Raw genomic sequence first — 17,658 nt, forward strand, 5'->3', positions numbered from 1 at the left:
TTCCTTTTCTCAGTGTTTCGGTTCAATTTTGATGATTTCATCTGCGATATTTTCAGCAAACTGCATATCGTGGGTGACCACAATTTGCGTGATTCCAGTAGCCCTATTTTCAAGAATGAGTTTTTCTACTTCTTTTCTTAATTCAGGATCTAGGGCAGAGGTTGGTTCGTCATAGCCGATAATCTCAGGATCAATCATCATAGCACGCGCCAAAGCCACACGTTGTTTCTGTCCGCCCGATAATGAAAACGGGTAGGCAGTTGCGTGGTTAGCAAGTCCAAGAGTATCCAAGAGTTTAAGGGCCTTGTCTTCCGCCTCTGAACGCGACATATTTTGCGTTTTCATAGGAGAGAGAACCAAGTTTTCCAATACGGATAGGTGCGGGAAAAGCTGGAAGTCCTGGAAGACAAAGCCCAGCAAATGTCGTTTTCCCAACTCCTCTAATGGCAGTTCTTGACCATTATACATCAAAGTTCCTGAATCAATAGTCTCTAAACCAGCCAACATCCGTAAAAGAGTTGTCTTACCACCGCCAGATTGACCAACGATGGCAACGATTTTCCCCTCTGGAATGACCAAATCATAGTCGGAGAAAATCTGTTTATTATCAAATCGTTTGGATAGATTGCGTAGTTCTAACATGACTTCCTCCTATCTATAATAGTCAAATTTCTTTTCTACTTGTTTCGAAATCAGTGTTACCGCACCGATCATCAATAGGTAGATTGCACCTGCGATAAACATAGGCGCCAAGCTGGCATCACGATTGGCAGCAGTACGACTAGCCAACAACAAATCGCTAACCCCAAGTGCATAGACCAAAGAAGTATCCTTTACCAAAGTCATGACTTCATTGAAAACACTTGGCAGGACAATTTTCACGACCTGTGGTAAAACAATATAGCGAATGGTCTGAACAGGGGTAAATTTCAATACCTTAGCCGCTTCATACTGACCTTTTGGAATAGCTTCAATACCACCACGGAAAATTTCAGAGAAATAGGCCGCATAGTTGAGCGTAAAGGCCAGAATCACTGCAGGCATTCGGTCAAATGTAATACCGACACTTGGTAAAACGTAATAAACAAAAATTAATTGTAAAAGCAAGGGGGTTCCTCGCATAATTAATACATAGAAATGCAATAACCATTGTAAGGGTTTAAATTTAATCTGCATTAAAAAAGCGAAAACAGCTCCTAATGGCAAGGATAATATCAATACTAGAAAAAATACTTGCAAGGAGACTGCTGCACCATTTAGTAGACTGGGCAGAACTTCCAAAACATAATCCATAGAGCTCTCCTAAAAGAATGATTAGGTTCTAGTATATCAAAAAATATCCTTAATTTCAAAGAATTTTTCAGAATTTTTAATAAATTTAACAAAATTTTGTATATTTTTTCAATAGTACAAAAAGAAGGCTGGAAATCCATGCCTTCCTTCTTCTTATTCAACAGTAACAGACTTAGCCAAGTTACGTGGTTTATCAACATCCAAACCGCGTTGCAATGTCGCATAGTAAGCAATCAACTGTGTCGGAACGACCATAGCAATCGCTGACAAGAATGGATGAACAGTTGTCACCGTGATGTCATCTTCTTCCTTAGCTACTGCTTCATCAACAATTGTCAAGACATTGGCACCACGCGCCACTACTTCCTGAATATTACCTCGAGTATGGCTTGCAAGGTGTGGATGATTTGAAATCAAAGCCAAGACAGGCACACCGTCTTCAATCAAGGAAATGGTACCGTGTTTCAATTCACCTGCCGCAAACCCTTCACATTGGATGTATGAAATTTCTTTCAATTTCAAACTTGCTTCCATAGATACATAGTAATCACTACCACGACCGATATAGAAAGCATTGCGTGTGGTTGCTAAAAGTTTTTCAACCTTCGCTGCAATCAAGTCTTTTTCAGACAAGCTTGCTTCGATAGATTGGGCAACGATGGACAATTCATGCACCAAATCAAATTCTTTGGCATAGGCATTACCATTTGCATCACCGACAGCCTTAGCCAAGATTGCCAAAGTCGCAATCTGTGCAGTGTAGGCTTTTGTAGAAGCTACTGCAATTTCTGGACCTGCATGGAGCAACATAGTGTAAGTTGCCTCACGTGATAGGGTAGAACCTGGAACGTTGGTTACTGTCAAACTTGGAATGCCCATTTCATTAGCTTTAACCAATACCTGACGGCTATCAGCAGTTTCACCTGACTGGCTAATCATGACAAAGAGTGGCTTTTTGCTCAAAAGCGGCATATTGTAGCCCCACTCAGATGAAATTCCCAATTCCACTGGTGTATCTGTCAATTTTTCCAAGAAGTCTTTTGCAGCAAATCCTGCGTGATAGGAAGTTCCAGCAGCCAAGATATAGATACGGTCAGCTTCTTGTACTGCCTTAATAATATCCGCATCGACTGTTACCTGACCAGCTTCATTTGTATAGGCGCTAATCAATTTACGCATAACAGTTGGTTGCTCGTCAATTTCCTTTAGCATGTGGAATGGATAAGTTCCCTTACCAATATCTGACAGATCAAGCTCAGCTGTATAGCTACCACGTTCAATCGCATTGCCATCATAGTCCATGACTTCAACACTATCTTTTTTCACGATAACTAATTCCTTATCGTGAATTTCCATGTATTCGCTAGTTTCACGAATCATCGCCATGGCATCTGAGCAGACCATGTTATAACCGTCGCCCAAACCAATCAAAAGCGGAGATTTGTTTTTGGCAACGTAGATGACATCAGGATTTTCAGCATCAATCAAGGCAAAGGCGTATGAACCTTGAATAATCTTCAATGCTTTTTTGAAGGCTTCTAGAGTTGACAAACCTTCTTCTGCAAATTGACCAATCAAATGCACAGCAATTTCTGTATCTGTCTGCCCTTTCAAGTCATGACCTGCAAGATACTCTTCCTTGATTTCTGCATAGTTTTCAATCACACCGTTGTGAACAAGGATATGTCCAGCAGTTTGAGAAGTGTGAGGGTGGGCATTATCCTCAGTTGGTTTCCCGTGAGTTGCCCAGCGAGTATGACCGATTCCTGTTGTTCCCTCAGTCTTATCGCCTACCTTAGCAGACAACTCTGCAATGCGACCTACCGCTTTTACTAAGTGAGCTTGCTCCCCACCCGTCACAAAAATACCTGCTGAATCATAACCACGGTATTCTAATTTTTCAAGTCCTTGAATCAAAATATCAGTTGCGTTTGCATTTCCTACAACACCAACGATTCCACACATACTGTTCACCTACGATGTTTCTAAACATCGACTTTCATTTTTTCATAAATTGGTCTAGTCTAATTTATATATAAAAAGACCAGTGAAATCAGTATATAACAAGATTTATTACTTGTCAACATTTTAATTGGTCTAGTCTAATTTCAAAATACAGATCCAGTCATCTCATACTCAATGAAAATCAAAAGTAGCCTAGGAAACGAAGCCGAAGATAGAACTGGAGTTCATCAAGGCAAGTTGACAACGGATAATTTTGATTTTCGAAGAGTATCAACACAATAAAAAAAGCTGATTCTACTGAACCAGCCCTGTCTTAATAAAACCAAATTCTGAAAGTGGACTAATCCGAAAAGTCAGTCTACCAACAATAGCCTCACTAGAAATCAAACCAAAACTACGACTATCCTGTTGATTCGTTCGTACATCATTCAACACCAAATAGTGCCCCTCTGGAATGACGTTGTACTTTCCATTTGTCAAGGTTTCCAATGTAAAGTCATCTGTATAACTTTCTTGTGAATGAGGCGTTTTTAAATAGTTCTCTGTAACAATAATATCATTACGATAGAGAACATCGTCCATATAGGTAACCGTCTCATTTTCCAATGCAATCACACGACTCACATACTCTTTTCCCTCATGGTTATACAAAATAAAATCTCCATGAATCGGGCGGACATTTCGCACCGTCATGATAAAGTCGTTTTCCTTCAAATAGCTATTTGCCATCTCAGGGGTAATCGTGACTGGCTCAAGTAACCAAAATCGTAGGCCAATGATTCCAAAAATCAATAAGACCAATAAACTGATTTGTTTTATTAAATCTCTTTTTACCATAATCTCTCCATTTCACTAGTATTATACCACAATTTAGAGCTATTAGTGTCTGAGATGCTGGTAAATCTCTTCAGCAATAACTTGGTTTCCTAGCGGTGTCAAATGAAGACCGTCGCTATAGTATTCAAGATGTCCCTCCGTCACAGTGTAAAGGTTAATAACTGGTAAACCAAGTTCATTTCCGATAGCTGGGATAATCTTTTGTAATTCATCTTCAATAATTTGATTATTCAATCCAAAACGACTGGTTGGTACGTAAGGCGGGATGACTAAATAAACATCCGGCTGGCTTGGTAAATCCATATACTGCTCTGCCATTTCCCTATACTCTCGAATAAATCTCTCCCTATTCCAATATGGTCCTCGGCTGTCGTTACTACCAATCATGATAATGACAATATCTGCTTCACTCTCAAGTGAAAGTTGGGCATTCTTCTCTTTAAAGTAAGGAAAATCTGCAGTTGACTGAAGTGAACGCCCACTCAATCCGTAATTTGAAACTTGATAGTGATGCCCAAGTTTCTCAGCTAGAATACAAGGATAGGCATCTTTTTCACGATTCTCCAAGCCATATCCATAAGTCAAACTATCTCCGACTGTTGCAACTTTTACGGCCCCACTTCCAACGGTTAGGACCTCAGGATACATTATATCTGACACACGAACTCCTCAATTTTTCTTATTTTCTATTGTATCATGTTGAAAAAAATAAATAAACTTCTGAATTTGTGATATAATTAACTTATGAAAAAACAAGTTATTATTATAGGCGGAGGAATTGTCGGCTCTACTGCAGCCTTTTATCTCTCCCAAGAAAAACAAGTCAATCTTACTCTCATTGATTCAGGTATTGGAACAGCCACACGAGCTGCCGCAGGTATCATCTGCCCATGGATGGCTCAGAAAAAAAATAAAGACTGGTACAAGCTGACTTCCGATGGTGCTGTTTTCTACCGTCAATTGGTAGCCGATTTGGAAAAATCAGGTGCTACTGAAATTCCATTCAAACAGACTGGAACCATCGGCCTAAAAAGTAAGCCTGAACTACTTGATAAAATCCAAAAAATTGCTGAGGAACGTCGCGTAGATACTCCGACTATTGGCGAAATTACTCCGCTTATAGGCTCGGAAATTAACCAGTACTTGCCACTACTTAAACCAGACTATTTTGGTATCCATTTAGAAGGTGGCGGTCGTATTGATGGTGGGCGTTTGATTGATATTCTTCAGGAACAATTTTTGAAAAATGGTGGTACACGTATCTACGGACAAGCAAAACTGCTCGACAACCATACTGTCGAAGTAGATAATCAAGTGCTTACTGCTGACCATATTATCTTAGCCACAGGGGCCTGGTTGCCACATATTCTTGAACCTCTTGGTTATCAAGTGGATGTTCGACCACAAAAAGGACAATTGTTAGAATTAGATACAGAATTCGATACTGATAATTGGCCAGTTTGTATGCCTTACGGAGAGATTGACATCCTACCATTTGAAAATGGAAAAATCATTATTGGTGCAACTCATGAAGATGATATGGGGTACGATTTAGAACTAGACCCTGAAAAAATCCAAGCCATGCATGATAAAATAGCTGAATTCATGCCTGATTTGGCAAACTATCCTGTAGCCAGAACTCGCATTGGAACGCGCGCCTATACTTCAATTTATTCACCATTCTACGGAAATATTGAGGATATGCCCAATGTCTGGGTAGCTAGTGGTCTAGGCTCTACCGGCCTGACAAATGGCCCAATTATCGGTTGGCAAATTGCTAAAGAAATTCTCAATCAAGAAACAAACTTTGACCGTACACCATATTCTCCAAATAGATATATTCTCAAAAAATAAGATACGATACGTTTAGATTCTACTAACCCTTTAAATGTAGATACTAAGACTAGTTGTTATCTAACCAATAAATCATGACCACCCGTCAAACGGGTGGTTTGAACAAGGGCTATAAGCCCACATCACCAGCCAGCGCCTAAAGACGCTGGCTTTCACTTTGTTCAAGCCTCACTGCTTTTGACTCGTCACTAGCCTCTTAAAGAGGCATTCGTACTACTTGCCATTATCCCTAAAGGGATCTTCATACTCTTTTACACTTAACTTATCAAGTGCTATATCATGTTTAACTCGCTTTCTAGATTTTCAGCTCGTGAAGAAATCATCCACTGGATAATTTCTTTATTCTTGTATATATTTCTTAATTGTGACTTCATTAAGTCCAACTTACACTCTTCAACAATTCCCCAAATTGTTGAAGCTCTCTGCCCAGAAATGACGATTACCAAATTTATAGAGAGATTGGCGTGTTTATCAAACATCATTAGAGCACTCTTGCCTTTTAAATAGCCCATAAAGCTTGATACACTTAATCGCGGAGGAATACTGACTAACATATGAACATGATCTGGCATCAGATGTCCTTCGATAATTTCTACGCCTTTATAACTACACAAACGTCGGAATATTTCTCCCGAACCACTTCGATATTGATTATAGATGATTTTTCGTCTATACTTAGGTGTGAAGACAATGTGGTAGAACACAACCACTTTGTATGTGATAAACTATGTGCCTTTTGCGCCATATTTTTCTCCTTTCGCTTTACAATAGGCTTGAACACCTTTATTGTATCGCGTTTGGAGTTTTTTTGGTATAACCTTCATCGCGCACCCGCATAGCGGGTGGTTTATTTGTCACATAAAACAAAAAAGTTTGAAGTAGTTTATCTACTCCAAACTTTACATTTATCTTCAATAAAGAAATATATAAAAATACTCTTTCTAATTTTAAATTATAATGCTTCCTCTAGTTCGTCTTCAGTAAAACCAAACATAAATTCTTCATCTTTGCCATTTGAGAACCAAATATCAGCTGCTTCAAAAACACTTAGCGATTCTTCATCATATTCGTTATACTCATTTTCATCAGAACAATAGTTACAAATATACGTTTCTTCGTCCCAATAGCCAAAACTATCTTTAACTCTACTTAAACGATGCCCGCAGTCTGGACACATTGCAAATCGACTCATAATAGCCCTCCCAAAAATAGAAAATAGTATTCAACATTATTTCAAAAGATTATTATTCTTAAATTAGTTGAAATCAACATACTCTTTTTGAAGTTCAAGAACTTCTTCTGCCGTTGCACATTCTGTCAAGGCACGGTGAGCATATTCTTCCATCTTAGCTGTATCAAGTTTCTTCATAAGGCTACGTGTACGAAGGACAGATGTTGCACTCATAGAGAACTCATCCAAGCCCATACCTACAAGAAGTGGAACAGCTTGTTGATCACCAGCCATCTCACCACACATACCAGCCCATTTGCCTTCTGCGTGTGCAGCCTTGATAACATTGTTAATCAAGCGAAGGATTGATGGGTTATATGGTTGGTAGAGGTATGAAACTTGTTCATTCATACGGTCAGCAGCCATTGTGTACTGGATAAGGTCGTTTGTACCGATTGAGAAGAAGTCAACTTCTTTGGCAAATTGGTCTGCAAGCATTGCTGCTGCAGGGATTTCAATCATGATACCAACTTGGATATCATCCGCAACTGCTACACCTTCTGCCAACAAGTTGGCCTTTTCTTCTTCAAGGATTGCTTTTGCTGCACGGAATTCTGTCAACAAGGCAACCATTGGGAACATGATACGAAGTTTACCATGTACTGATGAACGAAGAAGGGCACGCAACTGAGTACGGAACATTTGGTTACCAGTCTCAGAGATAGAGATACGAAGGGCACGGAAACCAAGGAATGGGTTCATTTCGTGTGGAAGATCGAAGTAAGGAAGTTCCTTATCACCACCAATATCCATTGTACGAACCACAACAGGCTTACCGTTCATACCTTCAAGAACAGCCTTGTAAGCTTCGTATTGCTCGTCTTCTGTTGGGAAGTCTTGTGAGTCCATGTACAAGAATTCTGTACGGTAAAGACCAACAGCTTCTGCACCGTTATCATTTACACCTTCAACGTCTTTCGGTGTACCGATATTTGCTGCCAATTCAAAGTGTTTGCCATCAGCTGTAACAGTTTGAGCATCTTTCAAAAGTGCCCACTCAGCTTTTTGTTTAGCATAGGCTTCACCAGCTGCTTTAAATTCTGCAATCACTTCTTCAGAAGGGTTAATCACTACGTCACCTGTGATACCGTTAACAGCGAGGACATCGCCGTCTTTCACAATTTCAGTAATGTTATTTGTACCCAATACAGCAGCAATTTCAAGTGTACGAGCCATGATAGCTGAGTGGCTTGTACGACCACCGATGTTTGTTACAAAGGCTTTTACAAACTGTTTGTTCAATTGTGCTGTATCTGAAGGTGTCAAGTCATGTGCGATAACGATTGATTCTTCGTCAATTGTTGCTGGGTTTGGCAAACGAACGCCAAGCAAGTGAGCTAGGACACGTTTTGCAACGTCGCGGATATCTGCTGCACGCTCTTGCATGTATGGGTTATCTTCCATACCTTCAAAAATAGCGATGAACATATCCGTTACTTCTTTCAAACCAGTCTCAGCGTTTGTTTTCTTAGCACGAATAGTTTCCTTAATTTGACCAATCATTTCTGGGTCAGCAAGAACCATCAAGTGTGCATCAAATACGGCTGCGGCCTCTTCACCTAGGCTAGCTACTGCGTTCTCACGAATAAGAGAAAGCTCGTTTTGAGATGCTGCAAGAGCTGCATCCAAACGAGCTTCTTCTGCATTTGTATCTTCAACTGTAACAGTTTCGAAGGACAAATCTGGCTGAACGAGTAGATATGCCTTAGCAACAGCAACACCATCTGATGCTGCGATTCCTTTAAGCATTTCTGTCATATTCTTATGCCAATCCTTCTTTTTCCATTGTTTCAGTGATAGCTGCGATTGCGTCGTCAGCATCAGCACCTTCAGCAGAGATTGTTACGTCAGCGCCTTGACCAACACCAAGACTCATAACACCCATGATAGATTTAAGGTTAACTGATTTTTCTTTGTAGTTCAAAGTGATATCAGAAGCGAATTTGCTAGCTGTTTGCACAAGCAAAGTTGCTGGACGTGCGTGAATACCTGTTTCTGCCACAATGTGGAAATCTTTTGAAGCCATAGTTGGATTCTCCTTTGTTTTTTCAAAAATTGTAGGTTAGCAAATGATAACCCTTACAAAGGACATTATACCACTTTTTGAAATCATTTTCAAGATTTTTTTACCTTTCTTTCATGTTTCCGTCATAAAAAGAGAGGTTCTTTTTACTTTTTCTTCATTAAATAGAATCTATTAGAACTTCTGAAAATTGACTAGTAGATTGATGAGCAACGTCCAAAATTTTAGCAAAATCAAGCGTAACATTTTTATTTATAAAAGCGTCTTCCAAGGCCTGAATAATTAAAACAGCTGCTTCTTTCCAGCCTATATATTCCAACATCATACAAGCCGAAAGCAAGAGGGAACATGGATTAGCCAGATCCTTTCCTGCAATATCAGGAGCAGTTCCATGTGTCGCTTCAAAGATGGCATGACCTGTCTGATAATTAATGTTAGCACCCGGTGAGATGCCTATTCCTCCGACCTGAGCCGCAAGAGCATCTGATGCATAATCTCCATTTAGATTTGTAAGAGCGACCACCTGGAAGTTTTCCGGCGCCAATAAAATCTGCTGCAGAAAGTTATCCGCAATAATGTCATTTACTACCAAAGTCCCCTCTGCAAGTTCTGTAGCAAATTCTTCTTTCGCCAATTCATAACCCCACTTGCGGAAACCGCCTTCTGTAAATTTTTGAATATTTCCCTTATGAACTAAAGTCACTATCTTCAATTGATGTTCTAGGGCATATTCTATTGCAGAGCGAATAAGGCGTTTACTCCCTTCTTCCGAAATCGGTTTGATACCAATACTTGAAGATTCTGGAAAACGGATATTTACCACTCCCATTTCTTCTTGTAAAAAGGAAATGACTTTGGCAACTTCATCTGAATCAGCTTCCCATTCAATACCTGCATAAATATCTTCTGTATTTTCACGAAAAATAGTAATATCCGTCTTTTCAGGCTCTTTCAGCGGACTTGGCACTCCCTTAAAATAGCGAATCGGACGCACACAGGCATACAAATCTAATTCTTGACGAAGTGCAACATTAAGAGAACGATGACCTTTCCCAATCGGCGTCCCCAAGGGACCTTTGATTGCAACTAAATGCTCACGGATTATTTCCAGTGTCTCACTCGGCAAAGAAGTCCCCGTTAATTCATAAGCCTTTTCTCCTGCAAAAACCTCCCTCCACTGAATAGAACGTTGACCTGCATAGGCTTTTTTCACTGCAGCATCAATAACTTTTTGACTGACTGACCAAATATCCCTACCAATACCATCTCCTTCAATATAGGGAATAACGGGACAATCTGGGACAATTAACCGTCCCTCTCTCATCAGGATTTTTTCTGCCATATTTACCTCTTTCCAATCGGGATGTAAACCAAATTCCTACCGCCTAAGTAGGAAGAGCGCGGACGAATCAATTTATTATTTTTCCGTTGTTCCTGGACATGTGCAATCCACCCCGCCATACGGCTCATTGCAAAAATCAATGTAAAAATATCACTATCAATACCTAGCACATGGTAAACTGTCGCCGAATAAAAATCTACGTTTGGAATTAAACCTTTTTTGTTTTTAATAAAACTCTCTACTTCCTCTGACAATCTATAAAACGCTTCATCGTCTGTTCCGAATGTCAAATCACGCGCCATCTCCTTCAAATACTCTTGACGAGGATCAACCGTTTTATAGACTCGATGGCCAAATCCCATAATTTTTTCCTTCGAATCCAGCTTCTTCTGCAAATATCTCTCGGTATCACCACTCTCGCGAATAGCCAGCAACATGTCAAACACTCGTTCATTTGCACCACCATGCAATGAGCCTTTCAGAGTCCCAATTGCCGTGGTAACACAAGAATATAAATCCGTTAACGTTGATGCCGTGACACGCGCAGCAAAAGTAGACGCATTCAATTCATGATCAGCATGAAGCACCAAAGCTTTGTTAAAAGCTTTGATTTGTAAATCACTCGGCTCCTCACCATTCAGCATATAAAGAAAATTCGCCGCAAAACCCAGATCAGACCGCGGTTCAATTGGAACCAATCCGCTTCTCAAACGAGCAAATGTTGCAATAATCGTCGGAACCTTGGCCATAATCTGAATAGATTGTTCATACAAAGCTTCTAACGAATTCTCTTCAGCGTGTACATTATATACTCCAAGGAGAGATACTGTCGAACGCAACACGCTCATAGGATGCAAATGTCGCCGTGATTGAATCAGAATACATTGCTCTACCGCATCTGAAATCGCATATTCTTTTCGCAGGCGTTTCTCAAAATAATTTAATTCAATCTGAGTTGGCAAATGCAGGTTCCACAGAAGATAGATGACTTCCTCAAAAGAAGCGTTATTCTCCATCAATTCAGCAATGTCATACCCTGCATAGGACAAGCGGTCATTTTCAATTGCACTGATTCGCGTATCACAGGCAATCGTATCTTTTAACCCATTCGTTTCTGTCATACCTTTCCTCCTAATTTCTTTCTTACTACCATAGGTAAAATACCTCCGTGGCGATAATAACGAATATCCGCCTCTGCATCAAACCGCACCAGAGCTTGAAACTCCTTTGTAACATCGTCTGTTTGCGCATGAACTGTTACAATTTGACCAACACCGACATCTTCTGGCAAATCAATTGTATAGCTTTCATGTCCAGTCAAGCCAAGACTTTCTGCCGACTGACCTTCTAAAAATTGTAAAGGAAGAACACCCATCATCACTAAATTTGAACGGTGAATCCGCTCAAATGACTCAGCAAGAACGGCCTTCACACCAAGTAAACTTGAACCTTTGGCTGCCCAATCACGGCTTGACCCCATCCCATAGTCTTTACCAGCAATGACGATACTACCAATACCAGCGGCCTTATATTTCATGGCTGCATCATAGATAGGAAGAATCTCATCGCCAACTCTTGTCCAACCACCAATTTTTCCATCTGCCAGCTCATTCTTTATACGAATATTTGCAAAAGTCCCACGCATCATGACTTCGTGATTTCCACGACGACTTCCATAAGAATTAAAATCCTTATAAACAATGCCATTCTCTTCGAGATAACGAGCGGCTGGACTCAATCGTGCAATATTCCCTGCCGGGGAAATATGATCTGTCGTTACGGTATCGCCAAATTTAGCCAAAACAGATAAATTTTCCAGTGGTTTTATGGATAAATCTGCCTGCATATTTTCAAAATAGGGCGGATTTTGAATATAGGTAGAAGAGGAATTCCAATTGTAATTCTTATCTGTCTTTGTTTCAATCGCATTCCAAGCCTGACTATCTGTAAATACCTGTTGGTATTCTTCCTTATAAAGGTCACGAGTCACATAACGCTCAATGTAGTCATCTACCTCCTCACGACTTGGCATGATGTCCGCAAGGTAGACAGCTTGTTGCTTCTCATCATACCCCAGCGGTTCCCTTGTTAAATCTACATTCATATTTCCCGCAATAGCATAGGCAACTACTAGCGGAGGGCTCGCTAAGAAATTAGCTTTTACCAATGGATTAATCCGTCCTTCAAAGTTACGATTTCCAGATAATACCGCAGAAACCAATAAATCTTCTTCCTTAATCGCCTCCGCTACTTCGGGACGCAGATCACCTGAATTACCGATACAAGTTGTACAACCATAACCAACCAAATTGAACCCTAAGGCATCTAGATAGGTCTGCAAACCTGATTTTTTCAAATAGCCAGTCACTACTTTTGAGCCTGGTGCCAATGACGTCTTGACCGTCTTAGAAACTGCCAGACCTTTTTCTACCGCATTTTTTGCCAGTAATCCTGCCGCCAAAAGGACATACGGATTGGATGTATTTGTACATGAGGTAATCGCCGCAATAGCAACATGACCTGTTTGAATTTGCTCCTCTCCTTCAACGTACTTAACCATGGCTGTTTTATCTAACTCTGCCTCCTCCAAACCAAATCCACGCACACCTACTTCACGTATTAAACTAGCCTGAAACTCTGCTTTTGCATCTGTTAATTCTATCAAATCCTGTGGTCTTTTAGGACCAGAAATAGATGGGACTACTGTCGATAAATCCAATTCTAAAACCTTGCTATAAGACGGAAAACGTTCAGCATCATAGAATAAATAATTAGCCTTAGCATAGGCTTCTGTCAACTCTACGTGCTCCTCCGAACGGTTGGTCAATCTCATATAATGTAAAGTTTCTCCATCAATCGGGAAATAGCCACAAGTCGCACCGTATTCTGGAGCCATATTGGAAACAGTTGCTCGATCCGCTAATGTAAGAGAAGACAAACCTGGTCCAAAGAATTCGACAAACTTCCCAACTACATTTTCCTGACGTAGAAGTTGAGTGACCTTAAGCGCCAAATCCGTTGCAGTGGCAACCTTAGGCAATTGCCCTGCTAGGCGAACACCAATCACCTCAGGGATAGGAAAATAAGATGCTTCACCCAACATTGCAGCTTCCGCCTCAATACCACCTACACCCCAACCAAGTACACCAATACCATTAATCATGGTCGTATGACTGTCTGTACCAAACATAGAATCTGGATAAAGCAAACCATCCTTGTTGATAATAACATCGCTTAGAAATTCAATGTTTACCTGATGGATAATTCCTGTTGCTGGAGGCACAGCGCGATAATTTTCAAAGGAATTCTCTGCCCATTTCAGAAATTCATAACGTTCATTATTTCTTTCGAACTCTAAGGCAATATTTTTCTCCAGAGCATCTTCAGTCCCAAAAAAATCAACTTGAACGGAGTGGTCGATGACTAAATCCACTGGAATTTCCGGATTAATCAATTCAGGGTTTCCACCTGCTTTCACCACCGCATCACGCATGGAGGCTAAATCTACCACAACAGGAACACCTGTAAAATCTTGCAAAATAACACGACTAGGTTTAAAAGGAATTTCTCCTTTAGGAGATGCAGCCTGATAATGAAGTAACTCCATTATGTGATTTTTTGTAACATCCACACCATCTTCTTTTCTTAAAAGACTCTCTAATAAAATACGAATAGTATAGGGAAGTGATTGAATATCCACTTTTTCTTCCATTGAAATCGAATTCAATGCATAATATGAATATTCTTTCCCTTTATGAAACAAGCGTTTTCTATGTGATTTTTCCATATTTTAACCTCTTTCGGCATTATTGAATAGTATAGCACAGATCGTAATATTTATTCAATATATAGATTACTTAATATGTGACATTTTCTGACATGTACCGCATATTAAAAAAATAAATTGTTTGAAGGTTAATAAAAATAAGAAATTTTACTCAACTTGCAACTGTTTCAACAATCTATTGAATGATATTCAAACACCAACTCGCTACGAACTAACAAGGGAATTCCAATCAAAAAATAACCAATTTGTAACTCTAGATCACTTCAATATCTCTACCAAATTAACTTTTAGCCACATGAAAAATTCTAGTATTCAATTGTTTATTTCGTATACATTTTTGTACTATATATGGTATTTGTTCATTTTTTAACACACTATATTTTGTGATTTTCAATAAACTTCCTTCTTGACTTTGACCCCAAAATCTAGTATCCTAGATTGGTGAATTTAATCAATAAAGGAGAAATAGAATGGTTACTATTTATTCGAAAAACGATTGTGTACAATGCAAGATGAGCAAGAAATTTCTTGACCAACACAATGTAGCCTATACTGAAATCAACTTAGACGAACAACCAGAATACATCGAACATGTGAAAAGCCTTGGTTTTTCAGCAGCGCCAGTTATTGAAACTGAAAAAGAAGTCTTTTCTGGTTTCCAACCTGCAAAATTGAAATCCTTAGTATAATCACCATCAACTTCCACTTATGTATAGAAAGAGATTGCGACTATGAGTTTGAAAGAATTAGGCGATGTGTCCTACTTCCGTTTGAATAACGAAATCAACCGCCCTGTTAATGGGCAAATCCCACTCCACAAGGACCAAGAAGCGGTTAAGGCCTTCTTTAAAGAAAACGTCCTCCCAAATACCAAGCAATTTGATAGTATTTTAGACAAGATTGCCTATTTATTAGAAGAAAACTATCTTGAAAAAGAGTTTTTGGACCAATACAGTCCAGAATTTATCATCAAAATTGATCAATTCTTGAAAGACCAAAACTTCCGTTTCAAGTCTTTCATGGCAGCCTACAAGTTTTACAACCAGTATGCCCTTAAAACCAACGACGGTGCCTACTACTTGGAAAGCATGGAAGACCGTGTCCTCTTCAACGCCTTGTATTTTGCTGAGGGCGACGAAGAATTGGCACTAAACCTGGCCAACGAAATGATTCATTTGCGTTACCAGCCAGCAACACCGTCTTTCCTCAACGCAGGCCGTGCCCGTCGTGGTGAGTTGGTGTCTTGTTTCCTCATTCAAGTCACAGACGATATGAACGCTATTGGACGTTCTATCAACTCTGCGCTACAATTGTCCCGTATCGGTGGTGGCGTCGGTATCTCCCTCAGCAACCTGCGTGAGGCAGGTGCTCCAATCAAGGGCTATGAGGGGGCGGCTTCTGGGGTTGTTCCTGTTATGAAACTCTTCGAAGACAGCTTCTCCTATTCTAACCAGCTTGGGCAACGCCAAGGGGCTGGTGTCGTTTATCTTGATGTTTTCCACCCAGATATTATTTCCTTCCTTTCGACTAAGAAAGAAAATGCCGATGAGAAAGTTCGTGTGAAGACCTTATCACTCGGTATTACCGTTCCTGATAAATTCTACGAATTGGCACGTAAAAACGAAGATATGTACCTCTTCAGCCCATACTCAGTTGAGTTGGAATACGGTGTCCCTTATAGCTACCTTGACATCACAGAAAAATACGACGAGTTGGTAGCAAACCCACGCATTCGTAAGACAAAAATCAAGGCACGTGACTTGGAAACAGAAATTTCCAAACTCCAACAAGAGTCTGGCTATCCATACGTTATCAACATCGATACAGCTAACCGTAGTAACCCTGTTGACGGCAAGATTATCATGTCTAACCTCTGTTCAGAAATTCTTCAAGTACAAACTCCAAGCGTTATCAACGACTCTCAGGAATACTTGACTATGGGAACAGACGTGTCATGTAACCTTGGTTCAACCAACATCGTCAACCTCATGAAGTCACCTGACTTTGGACTTTCTGTCCGTACCATGACTCGTGCTTTGACTTATGTCACTGATCATTCACACATTTCAGCTGTACCATCTATTGAAGCAGGAAATGAACGTGCTCATTCTATCGGTCTTGGAGCTATGGGACTTCATTCATACTTGGCCCAGAACCTGATCGACTACGGTTCAAAAACAGCCGTAGAATTTACCAACATCTACTTCATGCTCCTTAACTACTGGACCTTGGTAGAATCAAATAACATTGCCCGCGAACGCAAGGCTACCTTCCATAACTTTGAAAAATCAAAATACGCAGACGGCACTTATTTCGATAAATACGTGACTGGTGACTACCAACCACAATCTGACCGCGTCAAAGAACTCTTTGAAGGTATTTTCATTCCAAGTGGACAAGATTGGGCTGACCTCCGCGAAAAGGTAAAAGCTGACGGACTCTATCACCAAAACCGCCTAGCTGTTGCTCCAAACGGATCTATCAGCTACATCAACGATGTTTCTGCTTCTATTCACCCGATTACCCAACGGATTGAAGAACGCCAAGAGAAGAAAATCGGTAAAATCTACTATCCAGCAGCTGGTTTGGCAACTGAAACCATTCCATTCTACAAGTCTGCCTACGATATGGATATGCGCAAGGTCATTGATGTCTACGCTGCTGCAACAGAACACGTCGACCAAGGGTTGTCACTCACTCTTTTCCTTCGCAGCGAGCTCCCAAAAGAACTCTATGAATGGAAAAAAGAGAACAAACAAACTACACGTGACCTCTCTATCCTTCGTAACTACGCCTTCAACAAAGGTATCAAGTCTATCTACTACATTCGTACCTTTACCGATGACGGCGAAGAAGTCGGCGCAAACCAATGTGAGAGTTGTGTGATCTAACGTAGCAAGTTTAGCTGTTGATAAATCAACTAGCTAAACTACGCTAACCGCTCTCGGCGGATTAGCTAGCTACCTCACTAACTCCGAAACTGAAGAAATATCGTCTTCAGTTTCTACGTGTCGTAAGATGTGAGGGCGTTTCAACAGTCTGGGGGACTGTTGAAAGTTGGAAATGAGAAAATAGGAAATACCGCAGAGATGTCTTGCATCTCAAAGGGATTTATCTTTTTTGCCAAGTCCTTAGCCCAAACTCGATTTCGACGTAGCAAGATTAGCTATTGGTAAGCCAACTAGCTAATCTACGCCAACCGCGCTATGAGCGGATTAGCTAGCTACCTCACTAACTCCGAAACTGAAGAAATATCGTCTTCAGTTTCTACGTGTCGCAATACACTAATACCAAAGTATCTAATGAATGAACGGTACTGACCATAT

At 40.3% G+C, this 17,658-nt stretch carries 14 protein-coding genes and 1 pseudogene; 3 read left to right on the plus strand and 12 right to left on the minus strand.

The features are described from left to right. Nucleotides 1–9 precede the first annotated feature (9 nt). The 5 genes from P7J49_RS01445 to P7J49_RS01465 all read right to left on the minus strand — a co-directional run bounded on the left by P7J49_RS01445 (nt 10) and on the right by P7J49_RS01465 (nt 4,755). On the minus strand, nt 10–642 hold the full coding sequence (locus P7J49_RS01445; protein WP_408568973.1) for an amino acid ABC transporter ATP-binding protein: 633 nt from the start codon (nt 640–642) through the stop codon (nt 10–12). Nucleotides 643–651: 9 nt separating this feature from the next. Continuing rightward, nucleotides 652–1,293: an amino acid ABC transporter permease gene (locus tag P7J49_RS01450; protein WP_002940990.1), complete on the minus strand. Its 642-nt coding sequence runs from the start codon at nt 1,291–1,293 to the stop codon at nt 652–654. Nucleotides 1,294–1,446: 153 nt separating this feature from the next. Beyond that, nucleotides 1,447–3,258, minus strand: a complete 1,812-nt coding sequence (gene glmS / locus P7J49_RS01455) for a glutamine--fructose-6-phosphate transaminase (isomerizing) (RefSeq protein ID WP_408568975.1) — start codon at nt 3,256–3,258, stop codon at nt 1,447–1,449. 294 nt (nt 3,259–3,552) lie between these two features. Continuing rightward, nucleotides 3,553–4,095 (minus strand): signal peptidase I, encoded by a 543-nt coding sequence (gene lepB, locus P7J49_RS01460; RefSeq protein WP_002940970.1) that lies wholly within the window; start codon nt 4,093–4,095, stop codon nt 3,553–3,555. Between the two features lie 42 nt (nt 4,096–4,137). Further along, on the minus strand, nt 4,138–4,755 hold the full coding sequence (locus P7J49_RS01465) for a GDSL-type esterase/lipase family protein (RefSeq protein WP_002935518.1): 618 nt from the start codon (nt 4,753–4,755) through the stop codon (nt 4,138–4,140). An 84-nt stretch (nt 4,756–4,839) separates the two neighbouring features. On the opposite strand from P7J49_RS01465, the gene P7J49_RS01470 reads away from it, so the two are divergent. After that, on the plus strand, nt 4,840–5,949 hold the full coding sequence (locus tag P7J49_RS01470) for an NAD(P)/FAD-dependent oxidoreductase (protein WP_408568977.1): 1,110 nt from the start codon (nt 4,840–4,842) through the stop codon (nt 5,947–5,949). Nucleotides 5,950–6,162: 213 nt separating this feature from the next. Here P7J49_RS01470 and tnpA read toward each other — a convergent pair. From tnpA to acnA, 7 genes and pseudogenes are all read right to left on the minus strand, one after another. Beyond that, nucleotides 6,163–6,694, minus strand: a pseudogene (gene tnpA, locus P7J49_RS01475) (IS200/IS605 family transposase). 207 nt (nt 6,695–6,901) lie between these two features. Beyond that, a complete protein-coding gene (locus P7J49_RS01480) occupies nt 6,902–7,141 on the minus strand; it encodes a hypothetical protein (RefSeq protein WP_024379643.1) in 240 nt (79 codons plus the stop codon). 63 nt (nt 7,142–7,204) lie between these two features. Next, nucleotides 7,205–8,938, minus strand: coding sequence for a phosphoenolpyruvate--protein phosphotransferase (gene ptsP, locus P7J49_RS01485; protein ID WP_172102614.1), 1,734 nt, complete (start codon nt 8,936–8,938; stop codon nt 7,205–7,207). A gap of 4 nt (nt 8,939–8,942) precedes the next feature. Next, entirely contained in the window at nt 8,943–9,206 is a 264-nt protein-coding gene (locus P7J49_RS01490; RefSeq protein ID WP_002936050.1) for a phosphocarrier protein HPr, read from the minus strand. A 157-nt stretch (nt 9,207–9,363) separates the two neighbouring features. Further along, nucleotides 9,364–10,545, minus strand: a complete 1,182-nt coding sequence (icd, locus tag P7J49_RS01495) for an NADP-dependent isocitrate dehydrogenase (protein WP_408568980.1) — start codon at nt 10,543–10,545, stop codon at nt 9,364–9,366. A gap of 2 nt (nt 10,546–10,547) precedes the next feature. Continuing rightward, nucleotides 10,548–11,666, minus strand: a complete 1,119-nt coding sequence (locus P7J49_RS01500) for a citrate synthase (protein ID WP_408568982.1) — start codon at nt 11,664–11,666, stop codon at nt 10,548–10,550. Further along, nucleotides 11,663–14,332, minus strand: a complete 2,670-nt coding sequence (gene acnA / locus P7J49_RS01505) for an aconitate hydratase AcnA (protein ID WP_408568984.1) — start codon at nt 14,330–14,332, stop codon at nt 11,663–11,665. Before acnA ends, P7J49_RS01500 begins: the two co-directional genes overlap by 4 nt. A 470-nt stretch (nt 14,333–14,802) precedes the next feature. Between acnA and nrdH the strand changes: the two genes are divergently transcribed. Together nrdH and nrdE are read left to right on the plus strand one after the other, a co-directional pair. Beyond that, a complete protein-coding gene (gene nrdH / locus P7J49_RS01510) occupies nt 14,803–15,021 on the plus strand; it encodes a glutaredoxin-like protein NrdH (RefSeq protein WP_029996479.1) in 219 nt (72 codons plus the stop codon). 42 nt (nt 15,022–15,063) lie between these two features. Beyond that, the gene (gene nrdE / locus P7J49_RS01515; RefSeq protein WP_408568986.1) at nt 15,064–17,223 is read left to right on the plus strand and encodes a class 1b ribonucleoside-diphosphate reductase subunit alpha; all 2,160 of its coding nucleotides are present in this window, start codon (nt 15,064–15,066) and stop codon (nt 17,221–17,223) included. Nucleotides 17,224–17,658: the final 435 nt, after the last annotated feature.

This window comes from Streptococcus suis (genome assembly GCF_046032515.1).
GTDB lineage: Bacteria > Bacillota > Bacilli > Lactobacillales > Streptococcaceae > Streptococcus > Streptococcus suis_AL.

Coding starts and splice junctions, on each gene's coding strand:
- P7J49_RS01445 (WP_408568973.1), bottom strand. CDS start 642: ATGTTAGAACTACGCAATCTATCCAAACGATTTGATAATAAACAGATT.
- P7J49_RS01450 (WP_002940990.1), bottom strand. CDS start 1,293: ATGGATTATGTTTTGGAAGTTCTGCCCAGTCTACTAAATGGTGCAGCA.
- glmS (WP_408568975.1), bottom strand. CDS start 3,258: ATGTGTGGAATCGTTGGTGTTGTAGGAAATGCAAACGCAACTGATATT.
- lepB (WP_002940970.1), bottom strand. CDS start 4,095: ATGGTAAAAAGAGATTTAATAAAACAAATCAGTTTATTGGTCTTATTG.
- P7J49_RS01470 (WP_408568977.1), top strand. CDS start 4,840: ATGAAAAAACAAGTTATTATTATAGGCGGAGGAATTGTCGGCTCTACT.
- P7J49_RS01480 (WP_024379643.1), bottom strand. CDS start 7,141: ATGAGTCGATTTGCAATGTGTCCAGACTGCGGGCATCGTTTAAGTAGA.
- ptsP (WP_172102614.1), bottom strand. CDS start 8,938: ATGACAGAAATGCTTAAAGGAATCGCAGCATCAGATGGTGTTGCTGTT.
- P7J49_RS01490 (WP_002936050.1), bottom strand. CDS start 9,206: ATGGCTTCAAAAGATTTCCACATTGTGGCAGAAACAGGTATTCACGCA.
- icd (WP_408568980.1), bottom strand. CDS start 10,545: ATGGCAGAAAAAATCCTGATGAGAGAGGGACGGTTAATTGTCCCAGAT.
- P7J49_RS01500 (WP_408568982.1), bottom strand. CDS start 11,666: ATGACAGAAACGAATGGGTTAAAAGATACGATTGCCTGTGATACGCGA.
- acnA (WP_408568984.1), bottom strand. CDS start 14,332: ATGGAAAAATCACATAGAAAACGCTTGTTTCATAAAGGGAAAGAATAT.
- nrdH (WP_029996479.1), top strand. CDS start 14,803: ATGGTTACTATTTATTCGAAAAACGATTGTGTACAATGCAAGATGAGC.
- nrdE (WP_408568986.1), top strand. CDS start 15,064: ATGAGTTTGAAAGAATTAGGCGATGTGTCCTACTTCCGTTTGAATAAC.